We start from the raw sequence: 11906 nt of genomic DNA, 5'->3' as shown, positions 1-11906 counted from the left end.
TCATCCCCCGAACCGGTGACTAAATGTCGCCAAATCATTACCGGGCGCTACCCTCACTCGCGTGAAGCACTCCACTAACCAACAGACGCGTCGCGGCCGGGGCCCCGCCCGCCGGATCGGCCGCTCCCTCGCCCTCGTCCTGCCCGTCGTCCTGGTGCTCTCCGGGACCCTCGCGGTCACCCGGGTCGACTGGTCGGGGAACCCCTCGAACTCGGTGCTCACGGCATCGGACGTGTCGGTGTCGGACGCCGAGCCCGGCTCCGTCTCCCCCGCCCCGCAGGACGTGCTGCGCGACCAGCTCATCGCCGAGCTGACGCGCAAGGACCCGGGCGTCGCGCTCACCCACCTCCAGCAGGCCGTCAACGGGCGCCCGTCGCTCGCCAAGCACTGCGCCTCCATCGCCCGTGCCCTCGGCCGAGCCGCGGTCCGCGTCTACGGCCCGACCCGCGCCCAGTCGTACTCCCGCCCGGTCTGCGACACAGCCTTCGCCACAGGCGTGGCGGCTGCGCACAGCTGACCCCCTCCGGGTGCGGGACGCCGCCACCGTACAGTTCGGTTCATGAGCGATCCGAACGCCGCGTCCCGCCCCGTACAGGCCGTGATCCTGGCCGGGGGCCAGGGTTCACGCCTGCGTCCGTACACCGACGACCGGCCCAAGCCGATGGTCGAGATCCCCGGCACGGGGACGCCGATCATCGGCCATCAGCTTGCCTGGCTCGCCGAGGAGGGCGTGACGGACGTCGTGGTCAGCTGTGGCCACCTCGCGCATGTCCTGCGGGACTGGCTGGACTCGGCGGAGCTGCCCGTACGGGTGACCACCGTCGTCGAGACCGAGCCCCTTGGGCGGGGCGGTGGCCTCAAGTACGCGGCCGCGCATCTCCCCCACCCCGACCGGCCCTGGTACGCCACGAACGGGGACATCTGGACCCGCTTCTCGCTGCGGGACATGGCGGACTTCCACGCCGAGCGTGACGCCGTCGCCACCCTCGCCCTGGCCCGGCCTCGGATTCCCTGGGGGGCCGTGCAGACGGACGGCTTCGGACACGTCACCGACTTCATCGAGTCGCCGCCCACGACGTACGAGATCAATGCGGGGGTGTACGTCTTCTCCGCCGAGTTCGCCGGGATGCTCCCGGAGCGGGGGGATCATGAGCGGACGACGTTTCCGCGACTGGCCCGGGAGCGCAGGCTCGCCGGATTCCCCATTCCCCAGGGTGCGTACTGGCGGGCCATTGATACGGCCAAGGATCTGACGGAGGCGGCGAAAGAGCTCTCGGCTCTGCGTCGCTGAACACATCCCCGCGCCCCTTGGGGGCGCGGGGAACCGTGGGTTCTTATGTTCTGCCGGTGGACTGACCCAGGATTCCGCCCACCGGCCCATCTACCCCAACAGGCCGCCAACCAGGCCCGGTTCACCGGAGGATGAGCCTCCGCCTCCCGTGCCGCCCGGCGTGCCCGTGCCGCCACCGGTGGTGCCGCCCGACGTGGGGCCCGCGCTGGTGCTGGGGGCCCCCTCCGCCGGGGAGGACTGCTGGGGCGGGGCCTGGCCCGCGGTGCCCTGGGTCTGGCTGGGGGTGCCCGCGGTGCCGGTGCCCTGGGTGGCGCCCGGGGTCGTGGCGGCGCCGGGCGTGGGAGCGGCCGAGGTGGCGCCCTGGGTGGGCGAGGTGGACGCCGACGGGGTGCGCGACTGGCGCCTGCCGGGCTCCGTCGGCAGCGGCGAGCCGGGGAGTTCGTTGCGCGGGGCCTCGCCGGGGCCGGGGACGACCACGCGGTCGGCGTCGCGGACGGCGCCGCCGAGCACCGAGCCGATCAGCAGGGTCAGGCCGATGACGAGGGCGGAGACCAGGGCGCCCCGGCGCAGGACGTAGCGGCGCAGGTCCCAGAGGTCGGCGCGGGGGCCGAGGCGGCGCCAGGCGCTGCCCGCGAGGCGGCCGTCGACGGAGTAGACGGGGGCGCCGGCGATGATCAGCGGGGACCAGGCGGCCAGATAGATGATGTCGGGGGCGTCGTAGACGGGGACGCTCTTCCAGCTGACGGTGACGAGCAGCGCGGCCGACAGCAGCGCGCCGACCACGGCGGCGACCCGCTGCCAGCAGCCCAGGACCGTGAGGACACCCACGATGACCTGGAAGAAGGCGATCACCAGGCCGGAGCCGACGGGGTGTTCGAGGGCGAACTGGCGCAGTGGCTCGGCGACTTCCCAGGGGTGCAGGGTGTTCAGCCACTTCACCATCGAGCCGCGCTTGCCGCCGTCGAAGTAGACGGGGTCGCAGAGCTTGCCCATGCCGGCGTAGATGGAGATGAAGCCGAGGAAGATGCGCAGTGGGAGGAGGACGACGCCCAAGTTCATACGGCGGCCCGGGTAATAGGCGTGCCGCGCGGGGTCGTCGCCGCTGCGCCGGTACCGGTGTTCGCCGTCCGGCTCCACGAACCGCTGGTCGTCGTAGGCGAGTTCCTCGTCGTAGGCGCTGCCGACCTGGCGCATGTGGGGCAGCAGCCGGGTGCCGTCGGCGTCGGGCGGGGTGCGCTGGGCGCCGACCAAGGGGGTCTCGACGGTCTGGGACAGATCGGCGTAACCGTCGTCGCGGTAGCCGTAGTTGATGTCGACGCGCGGGATGACCTGGGTGGCGCCGGCGTCGGCCGGTTCGTCGGCGTGGCCGATGCCGGCGCCCCGCACCGCCTGGAGGAGGCGGTGGGCGCCGGTGTCGTCGGGGGCGGACCTGCCGCTCCAGACGACGGGTCGGCGGCGGGCGGTGGCCCCGGCGCCGACCACGGGGATGCGGGCGGTGTCCTGGGTGGCGCTCAAGTGCCGTGCGATCCGCGGCGATTGACTGCGTCTCGTCGACGCGCCCAACTGCACGCGGAAACTCGCATGATTGACGATGATCTGCGCCGGATCGCTCGGCACCTTCACCATGCTCAGCGCGGGAGCGTCGTCGAATCCCGACGAGCGGTCCCCCGTGGGTGTGCGGGGTGTTCTGGTGTCCACACTCATCTAACCGAGTGACGTGTGCTTAGGACACTGCTTTGACCTGCCGGATCTGTCCGGACCGCGTCAAGCTTGTCCTGGACGCCCGGATTGCCCCGTACGGGTGATGGTGTGGACGCATGTTCAGACGCGTCGGCGCGCCGCCTCGTACAGCACGATCCCCGCCGCCACACCGGCGTTCAGCGACTCGGCGCCACCGGGCATCGGGATCCGGACCCGGAAGTCACAGGTTTCGCCGACCAGTCGGGACAGGCCCTTGCCCTCGCTGCCGACCACGATGACGACGGGGCCTTCGAGGGCTTCGAGCTCGCCCAGTTCGACCTCGCCGTCGGCGGCGAGACCGACGACCACGATGCCGGCCTTCTTGTACTGCTCCAGCGCGCGCGTGAGGTTGGTGGCGCGGGCGACCGGCGTACGGGCGGCCGTACCGGCGGACGTCTTCCAGGCGCCGGCGGTCATCCCGGCCGCGCGACGCTCGGGGACGACGACGCCGTGGCCGCCGAAGGCGGAGACGGAGCGCACGACGGCACCGAGGTTGCGCGGGTCGGTGACGCCGTCGAGCGCCACGATCAGCGGGTCCTCGCCCTCGTCGGCGGCGGCGCTCGCCAGGTCCTCGGGGTGGGCGTACTCGTACGGCGGGACCTGGAGCACGAGCCCCTGGTGGTTGAGGCCGTTGGTCATCCGGTCGAGCTCGGGACGCGGCGCCTCCATGAGGTTGATGCCGCCGCGGTCGGCGGCGAGCTGGAGGGCCTCGCGGACACGCTCGTCGTTGTCGATGAACTGCTGGACGTAGAGCGTGGAGGCGGGCACGCCCTCGCGCAGCGCCTCGACGACCGGGTTACGTCCGACGACCAGCTCGGACGTGCCCTTGCCGCCCCGGCCGCGCGGCGCCGGACGGCGCTGGGCCTGCTTGGCCTTGGCGGTGGCGAGGCGGTTCTTCTTGTGCCCCTTGCGCATCTCGGCGGGCGGCGTGGGCCCCTTGCCTTCCAGGCCCCGGCGTCGCTGGCCGCCACTGCCGACCTGCGCGCCCTTCTTGCCGGACATGCGGCGGTTGTTCGCGGCCATGACCTACCTGTCTGTGTGTAGCGGTGAAGTACGTACGTCTATGCAGTGTGCCGCCCGGAGGGCCGGGCGGCACAATCGATCACTGCGCTCAGCGCGGGCCGAGACTCCAGCGCGGCCCGTGCGGGCTGTCCTCGATGACCAGACCCGACTGCTTGAGCTGGTCCCGGATGGCGTCGGCGGTCGCCCAGTCCTTACGGGCCCGGGCGGCCTCGCGCTGGTCGAGAACCAGGCGTACGAGGCTGTCGACCACGCCGTTCAGGTCCTCGCCCCGGTCGCTCTCGCCCGCCCAGTGCGCGTCGAGCGGGTCGAGGCCCAGGACGCCGAGCATGGCGCGCACCTCGGCGAGGCGGGCCACGGCGGCTTCCTTGTCGTCGGCGGCGAGGGCGGAGTTGCCCTGCCGGACGGTGGTGTGCACGACGGCGAGCGCCTGCGGGACGCCCAGGTCGTCGTCCATCGCCTCGGCGAAGGCGGTGGGCACCTCGGCGGCCGGTTCGACGTCATGCCCGGCCAGCTCCACCACGCGCTGCACGAAGCCCTCGATCCGCGCGAACGCCGACTCGGCCTCGCGCAGGGCCTCCTCGCTGTACTCGATCATCGAGCGGTAGTGCGGGGTGCCGAGGTAGTAGCGCAGCACGATGGGGCGCCAGGCCTTGACCATCTCGCTGACGAGCACGGAGTTGCCGAGCGACTTGGACATCTTCTCGCCGCTCATGGTGACCCAGGCGTTGTGCACCCAGTACTGGGCGAACTCGTCGCCGTAGGCCTTGGCCTGGGCGATCTCGTTCTCATGGTGCGGGAAGATCAGGTCCAGGCCGCCGCCGTGGATGTCGAAGGCGGAGCCCAGGTACTTGTGGGCCATCGCCGAGCACTCCAGGTGCCAGCCGGGACGCCCACGGCCCCACGGCGTCTCCCAGCTCGGCTCGCCCGGCTTGGCCGCCTTCCACATCGCGAAGTCCCGCGCGTCCCGCTTGCCGGTCTCGCCCTCGCCGGAGGGCTGGAGCAGATTGTCCAGCTCCTGGTTGGACAGGCGCAGGTACTCCGGGAAGGACTTCACGTCGAAGTAGACGTTGCCGTCGGCCTCGTAGGCGTGGCCGCGCTCGATCAGGCCGCGCATCATCTCGACCATCTCGGTGACATGGCCGGTGGCCCGCGGCTCGTACGTCGGCGGCAGGCAGCCGAGCACGGTGTAACCGTGGTTGAACGCGCGCTCGTTCTCGTACCCGATCGACCACCACGGGCGGTCCTGGTCGGCGGACTTGGTGATGATCTTGTCGTCGATGTCCGTGACATTGCGGATGAACGTGACGTCGTAGCCGCGGTACTCGAACCAGCGGCGCATGATGTCGAAGTTCAGTCCGGACCGGATGTGGCCGATGTGCGGGGCCGCCTGCACGGTGGCACCACACAGGTAGATCGAGACACAACCCGGCTTGAGCGGGATGAAGTCACGGATCTGCCGGGCGCTGGTGTCGTACAGGCGAATAGTCACGAGTCCAGGGTAGTAGGCGGAAGCCAGTGCCTCCGACGGTTGTGGATAACGGTCAGCCCGCGGTTCGGGCCACCAACGCGGTCGCCACGGCCATCAGACCTTCACCCCTACCGGGGAAGCCGAGACCGTCCGTCGTCGCGCCCGACACCGAGACCGGTGCCCCCGCCGCCTCCGACAGGACCTTCTGGGCCTCCTCGCGGCGCTTGCCGATCTTCGGGCGGGGGCCGACGACCTGCACCGCGATGTTGCCGATGGTGAAGCCGGCCTCACGGACGATCCGCGCGGCCTCTGTCAGCAGTACGACGCCGGAGGCGCCCGACCACTCGGGCCGCCCCGTGCCGAAGTGCCGGCCGAGGTCGCCGAGGCCCGCCGCGGAGAAGAGCGCGTTGCACGCGGCGTGCGCGACGACGTCCGCGTCGGAGTGGCCGGCCAGGCCCGTGCCCTCGCCCTCCCACTTCAGGCCGGCGCACCACAGCTCGCGGCCCTCCTCGAAGGCGTGGATGTCGGTGCCGATGCCGACCCGGGGAAGCAGGGGCGCGTCAGAAGCCATCGTTGAGCCTCCGGCGTGCCAGGACCGCCTCCGCAAGGACCAGGTCCAGCGGGCGGGTGACCTTGAAGGCCTCCTCGTGACCGGGCACCACCACGACCTGGAGGCCGAGCTGCTCGACCATGCTGGCGTCGTCGGTGACGTTGTCGGTGACCGTCTCGTGGGCGCGGACCAGGGTCGTCCGGTCGAAGCCCTGCGGGGTCTGCACGGCGCGCAGCCGGGCCCGCTCCAAAGTGGCGACGACCGGCTCGGGCTCGCCCTCGGCGCCGGCCGGCTCGACCTCCTTCACGGTGTCGGCGAGCGGCAGGGCGGGGACCACGGCGGGAGCACCCTCCCGTACGGCCTCGATCACGGCGTCGACGGTGTCCACCGGGACGAGCGGGCGGGCCGCGTCGTGCACGAGGACGATGTCGTACTCGGGCGGCAGCGCGTCCAGGCCGAGCCTGACGGAGTCCTGGCGTTCGGCGCCGCCGGGGACCACCAGGAAGTCGGTCCGCTCGGGCAGCGCGTGCGCGTCGAGCAGGGACTTCACCTCGGCGGCGCCGTCGGGCGGGGCCACGACGACGACCAGCGAGACGGCACGGGACGCGGCCATCGCGCGCACCGCGTGGATCAGCATGGGGGTGCCGCCCAGCGCACGGAGTGCCTTGGGGGCGCCGGGACCGAGGCGTACACCCCGGCCGGCGGCCGGAATCACGGCAGCCGCAGGGGTCCCCCCGCGCGAGCGAATTCGAGCGTGGGGGAGAGTGGTCGCACTGGCCTGCGGGGGCGAAGGGCGCGATTCGTCAGACATCGGTTCCTGTCAGGTTTGTGTGCTGGCCTGGCGTGGGTATGGCCTGGGAAGTGCCGGGCGCGACGCCTTGACCGGACCCTTCCGTGACCCTGGTCGAGCCAGCTGCCCGGGCCCGGCACGCCAAGTATCGGGGGGAAGTCCCCCCGAGAGGTGCACGGCGTGAGACGGCACGCACAAGCGAACATGCCGCAGCGCCCGGCGACGGTGGGAACGTCATCGGGCACCGCGGCACTTCTTTTGACGCAGCGATGTGGTCTGAGCCTGCCGACAGGCCGGCGTCAGGACGCGAGAACCTCGTCGAGCAGCGCCTCGGCCTTGTCCTCGTTGGTGTTCTCCGCGAGGGCGAGCTCGCTCACCAGGATCTGGCGGGCCTTGGCGAGCATGCGCTTCTCACCGGCGGAGAGTCCGCGCTCGCGCTCACGACGCCACAGGTCACGGACGACTTCCGCGACCTTGATGACATCGCCGGAGGCGAGCTTCTCCAGATTTGCCTTGTAACGACGAGACCAGTTCGTGGGCTCCTCGGCGTACGGCGCGCGCAGCACCTCGAAGACCCGGTCAAGACCGTCCTGACCGACCACATCACGCACGCCCACGAACTCCGCATTGTCCGCTGGCACACGCACCGTCAGGTCACCCTGGGCGACCTTCAGCACCAAGTAGGTCTTGTCCACGCCTTTGATCTGGCGAGTTTCGATGGCCTCGATCAGCGCGGCCCCGTGATGGGGATAGACCACGGTGTCGCCAACCTTGAACGTCATGTGACAGGTACCCCTTCCGTGGCTATCCAGGGTAACACGGAAACGGCAGCTTCTGAATGGCGTTTTCGCAGGTCAGGGCATATCTCGGGGCTTGACAACAGCAACAGGAACGTGCTGCGCGGGCCGACCGGAAGTAGGTATTCGCAGGTCGGAGCGGCTCTTCGGGGGAGGTGAAACGCACACGTTACACACACCCGGAGGCCCCGCCAAGCGGACGAACATCCCGATATGTCTGGTTCCAGGTGTGCGACTTCCGCTACTCCGTTCGGTGTCCGGAGTCGGGTACCGGACGAATCCGGAATTGATCACGAGGGGCGCCGAGGCACAGCGGTGATCGATTTCCGGAGGGTCGCGCATTCCTTCACGGAAATTTCGCGATCCGGTGTCGCGGGTATGCCCACGGGACTTATGTGAATGGCGGACTGGTGCGGTGCCAAAGTGACTCATGGGTCAGTCGTGCGGGACGGGACGGGTGAAGCGGGCGCTCTTGTACGGGTCAGGGGAGGGTCGGGTGCGGGCGCGTGGGAACGGCTCGGTAACCTAAAGCCGCTGACAGACACTTAGGGCGGCTTTATGCGCCCGCCCCGTTCGAGTCAAGGAGTTGCCGCCGCCGTGAGCAGCAGCCTTCGACGCGGCGTCCTCGCCGCCGCCGCCATCACGTTCTCGATTCTTCCGCTCGCCGCGTGCGGAGCCGGCAACAACGCACAGACCCTGGAGATCCAGCCGGACAACGCGGCGACGACGGTCGGCGACATCAAGGTCCAGAACGCCGTCGTCATCACGCAGCCCGACCCGGAGGCCACCGGCCCGGCCGTCGTTGCCGCGACCCTGTTCAACAACAGCACCGAGCCCCAGAAGCTGGAGTCGGTCACCGTCGACGGGGGCGGGTCCGCCGAGCTGAAGGCCGCCAAGGGCCAGAGCCTGACCATCCCGGCCGGCGGCTCCCTGATCCTCGGTGGCGCCGACAACGCCTCCGCGGTGCTCTCCAGCACCCCCGAGGACGTCAAGGACGGCAACGCCCAGAAGGTGACCTTCACCTTCAGCGAGACCGGCGAGGTGAGCCTGCGCGCCTTCGTCGTCCCCGCCGAGAGCTACTTCACCGGCTGGGGCCCGACCGAGGTCCCGTCCGCGCCGAGCGAGGACACCGCGTCCCCGACGACGGAGCCGACGGACGAGGCCACGGGTGAGGCCACCGGCGAGGCCACGGGCGAGCCGGGTCAGGAAGCGTCCGGCACCCCGACCGACGCCGCCTCGGCCTCGGCGACGGAGTCCCACGAGGCCGCCGGCCACTGAGCCGTCGTAGCAGACGAAAAAGGGCGGGCCCTCTCCTTCGGGAGAGGGCCCGCCCTTCGTTGTGTCGCCGTGTTGTCTACGGCTCGAACTTGTAGCCGAGGCCGCGGACCGTCACCAGGTACCGCGGCGCGCCCGGGTCGGGTTCGATCTTCGCGCGCAGGCGCTTGACGTGGACGTCGAGGGTCTTGGTGTCGCCCACGTAGTCGGCGCCCCAGACGCGGTCGATCAGCTGCATGCGGGTCAGTACGCGGCCCGCGTTGCGCAGCAGCATCTCCAGGAGGTCGAACTCCTTGAGCGGGAGGTCGACCTTCGAGCCGGAGACCGTGACCACATGGCGGTCGACGTCCATACGGACCGGACCGGCCTCCAGCGCGGCCGGGGTGACCTCCTCGGGCTCGCCGCGGCGGCGCAGGACGGCCCGGATACGGGCGACCAGCTCACGCGAGGAGAACGGCTTGGTGACATAGTCATCGGCTCCTATTTCCAGCCCGACGACCTTGTCGATCTCGCTGTCCTTGGCGGTCACCATGATGACGGGGACGTTGGAGCGGCCGCGCAGCTGGCGGCAGACCTCCGTGCCCGGAAGGCCGGGCAGCATCAGGTCGAGCAGGACGAGATCGGCGCCGTTGCGCTCGAACTCGTCGAGTCCGTCGGGCCCGGTGGTCGCGACGGCGACCTCGAAGCCCTCCTTGCGGAGCATGTACGACAGGGCGTCTGAGAAGGATTCCTCGTCCTCGACGACGAGCACTCGGGTCACGGAAGGACCTCCGGGGCGGAAAGCGTTTCGTACGCGGTTGACTCGGGGGGTGTGTCGTGGGACGGGTCGGCGGGGCGCCCGGCCTCGTCGTCGAGGACGGGATGCTGCTGAGCTCGGTCGCGGGCCGCGCCCGCCTCCGGCAGTCTCAGGGTGAACGTGGAGCCCTGTCCCTCGGAACTCCACACCGTGACCTCCCCGCCGTGCGAGGCGGCCACGTGCTTGACGATCGCCAGCCCGAGCCCCGTACCGCCGGTGGCACGGGAACGGGCCGGGTCGACGCGGTAGAAGCGCTCGAAGATGCGCTCCTTGTCCTTGTCGGAGATGCCGATGCCCTGATCGGTCACGGCAATCTCGATTTGGTCGCCGCCGGGGGCGGTCACCCGGCGGGCGGCTATACCGACGCGGGTGCGGGCGGGCGAGTAGTTGACGGCGTTCTCGACGAGGTTGCCGAGGGCCGCGGCGAGCTGGCCGCGGTTGCCCCAGATGCTCAGGTCGGCGGTGCCGCCCGCGGCCATCGTGATCTGCTTGGTGCCGGCAGCGTGCCGGCAACGGTCGATGGCCTCGGCCACCAGTTCGTCCACTCGAACAGGCTCGGCGTCCTCCAGCGGGTCGTCGTTCTGGACCCGGGAGAGGTCGATCAGCTCCTGGACGAGGTTGGTGAGCCGGGTCGCCTCGATCTGCATGCGCCCCGCGAACCGCTCCACCGCCTCCGGGTCGTCCGAGGCGTCCATGACGGCCTCGGACAGGAGGGAGAGAGCACCCACGGGGGTCTTGAGCTCGTGGCTGACATTGGCGACGAAGTCGCGCCGTACCGCTTCTATCCGCCGGGCCTCGGTGAGGTCCTCGACGAGCAGAAGCACCAGCCGGGAGCCGAGCGGCGCCACCCGGGCGGAGACCGCGAGGGCCTCGCCGCGTCCGGTGCCGCGCCGGGGCAGGTCCAGCTCGACCTGGCGTATCTCGCCGTCGCGCCGGGTGTCCCGGGCCATCTGGAGCATCGGTTCCACGGAGAGCCGTCCGCCGCGCACGAGCCCGAGGGCGTACGCGGCGGAGCTGGCCTTGACGACTGCGTCGGCTTCGTCCAGTACGACCGCTGAGGAGCGGAGCACGGACAGGACCGTGTCGACACCCGGCGGCAGTACCGGATCGGTGTGCAGGGAGGTTCTGGTGGGTCGCGCCTGGTCGCGTTCGCTCCAGCGGAACGCCAGCATGGCGATGACGCCGGTGAGTACCCCGGCAATCGCTGCCGCTGCGGCGACCGCCGCGTTCACGTCCATGCATCCAGGTTAGGCACGGGTCCGGTCATGGCCACAGCCATCGGAGTGCGAGCTCGAACACTCGTCGCCCAGAGTTCACCTTGGTGCCAGCAATGGTTCATTTGGGGTGGCAGAAACGGACGCGTGCAGGTCAGACGGTATGAGCGTGGGGTGCGATAGCGCCGGTTCAGCAGGACGTGCACACTGGCCCCGGCCCCCCGAACCCCAAGAAACACGTACGAGAGGGAACCCTCATGCGGGACGCGTACCACGAGGAACTTGATTCGATCAGCGACAGCCTGGTGGAGATGGCCCGCCTGGTCGGGTCGGCGATCGGACGCGCCACGACCGCCATGCTCGACTCCGATCTCAAGCTGGCCGAGAGCGTGATCGAGGCGGACCAGAAGGTCGACGACCTCCAGCACGACCTGGAGGCACGGGCCATAGCCCTGCTCGCCCGGCAGCAGCCGGTCGCGACGGACCTGCGGATCGTCGTCACCTCGCTGCGGATGTCGGCGGACCTGGAGCGCTCCGGCGACCTGGCCCAGCATGTGGCGAAGCTGACCCGGCTGCGCTACCCGGAGCGGGCCATCCCGCACGATCTGCACGCCACGATCCTGGAGATGGGCCAGCTCGCGCAGCGCCTGATGGCGAAGGCCGCCGAGGTGATCGTGACCAAGGACGTCGATCTGGCGCTCCAGATGGAGACCGACGACGACGAGATGGACCTGCTGCACCGCACGCTCTTCCAGCACCTGATGGACGAGCGCTGGAAGCACGGCATCGAGACCGCCGTGGACGTCACGCTGCTGGGCCGCTACTACGAGCGGTTCGCCGACCACGCCGTGGCGGTCGCCAAGCGCGTGGTGTTCCTGGTGACGGGTGAGCACGCGGACGAGCTCCAGCAGGACATCCAGCCGGTGACGGGCATCGAGGGCGCCTGACATCGCTCGGGGCGT

The 11906-nt window shown here is 70.4% G+C and carries 12 protein-coding genes; 4 read left to right on the top strand and 8 right to left on the bottom strand.

The features are described from left to right. Nucleotides 1-61: 61 nt before the first annotated feature. Together H4N64_RS21285 and H4N64_RS21280 are read left to right on the top strand one after the other, a co-directional pair. The gene (locus H4N64_RS21285) at nt 62-517 is read left to right on the top strand and encodes a hypothetical protein (RefSeq protein WP_186283990.1); all 456 of its coding nucleotides are present in this window, start codon (nt 62-64) and stop codon (nt 515-517) included. Between the two features lie 42 nt (nt 518-559). After that, nucleotides 560-1291, top strand: a complete 732-nt coding sequence (locus H4N64_RS21280) for a nucleotidyltransferase family protein (RefSeq protein WP_186283989.1) — start codon at nt 560-562, stop codon at nt 1289-1291. Nucleotides 1292-1381: 90 nt separating this feature from the next. Here H4N64_RS21280 and H4N64_RS21275 read toward each other — a convergent pair whose 3' ends face one another. The 6 genes from H4N64_RS21275 to H4N64_RS21250 all read right to left on the bottom strand — a co-directional run bounded on the left by H4N64_RS21275 (nt 1382) and on the right by H4N64_RS21250 (nt 7644). Further along, on the bottom strand, nt 1382-2995 hold the full coding sequence (locus tag H4N64_RS21275) for a DoxX family protein (protein ID WP_186283988.1): 1614 nt from the start codon (nt 2993-2995) through the stop codon (nt 1382-1384). A 117-nt stretch (nt 2996-3112) separates the two neighbouring features. After that, nucleotides 3113-4054: a 23S rRNA (guanosine(2251)-2'-O)-methyltransferase RlmB gene (gene rlmB, locus H4N64_RS21270; protein ID WP_186283987.1), complete on the bottom strand. Its 942-nt coding sequence runs from the start codon at nt 4052-4054 to the stop codon at nt 3113-3115. Nucleotides 4055-4142: 88 nt separating this feature from the next. Further along, nucleotides 4143-5543, bottom strand: a complete 1401-nt coding sequence (gene cysS / locus H4N64_RS21265) for a cysteine--tRNA ligase (protein ID WP_186283986.1) — start codon at nt 5541-5543, stop codon at nt 4143-4145. A gap of 52 nt (nt 5544-5595) precedes the next feature. Further along, nucleotides 5596-6093 (bottom strand): 2-C-methyl-D-erythritol 2,4-cyclodiphosphate synthase, encoded by a 498-nt coding sequence (gene ispF, locus H4N64_RS21260; RefSeq protein ID WP_186283985.1) that lies wholly within the window; start codon nt 6091-6093, stop codon nt 5596-5598. Continuing rightward, on the bottom strand, nt 6083-6883 hold the full coding sequence (gene ispD, locus H4N64_RS21255; RefSeq protein WP_222109223.1) for a 2-C-methyl-D-erythritol 4-phosphate cytidylyltransferase: 801 nt from the start codon (nt 6881-6883) through the stop codon (nt 6083-6085). Before ispD ends, ispF begins: the two co-directional genes overlap by 11 nt. A 278-nt stretch (nt 6884-7161) precedes the next feature. Further along, nucleotides 7162-7644 (bottom strand): CarD family transcriptional regulator, encoded by a 483-nt coding sequence (locus H4N64_RS21250; RefSeq protein WP_003953493.1) that lies wholly within the window; start codon nt 7642-7644, stop codon nt 7162-7164. 612 nt (nt 7645-8256) lie between these two features. Here H4N64_RS21250 and H4N64_RS21245 point away from each other — a divergent pair. After that, a complete protein-coding gene (locus tag H4N64_RS21245) occupies nt 8257-8937 on the top strand; it encodes a copper chaperone PCu(A)C domain-containing protein (RefSeq protein ID WP_186283984.1) in 681 nt (226 codons plus the stop codon). Nucleotides 8938-9013: 76 nt separating this feature from the next. Here the strand turns inward: H4N64_RS21245 and phoP are convergent, their stop codons facing one another. Together phoP and phoR are read right to left on the bottom strand one after the other, a co-directional pair. Further along, the gene (gene phoP / locus H4N64_RS21240) at nt 9014-9685 is read right to left on the bottom strand and encodes a two-component system response regulator PhoP (protein ID WP_004000192.1); all 672 of its coding nucleotides are present in this window, start codon (nt 9683-9685) and stop codon (nt 9014-9016) included. A gap of 5 nt (nt 9686-9690) precedes the next feature. Then, the gene (phoR, locus tag H4N64_RS21235; protein WP_186283983.1) at nt 9691-10968 is read right to left on the bottom strand and encodes a two-component system sensor histidine kinase PhoR; all 1278 of its coding nucleotides are present in this window, start codon (nt 10966-10968) and stop codon (nt 9691-9693) included. A 233-nt stretch (nt 10969-11201) separates the two neighbouring features. Between phoR and phoU the strand changes: the two genes are divergently transcribed. Continuing rightward, complete coding sequence (phoU, locus tag H4N64_RS21230; RefSeq protein ID WP_186283982.1) at nt 11202-11891, top strand: phosphate signaling complex protein PhoU; 690 nt, start codon at nt 11202-11204, stop codon at nt 11889-11891. The last annotated feature ends 15 nt before the right edge of the window (nt 11892-11906 follow it).

Origin of the sequence: Streptomyces cupreus (assembly GCF_014257025.1) — a bacterium.
In the GTDB taxonomy this organism is placed as follows: domain Bacteria; phylum Actinomycetota; class Actinomycetes; order Streptomycetales; family Streptomycetaceae; genus Streptomyces; species Streptomyces cupreus.
This window is presented reverse-complemented; position numbering and strand designations above follow the sequence as displayed.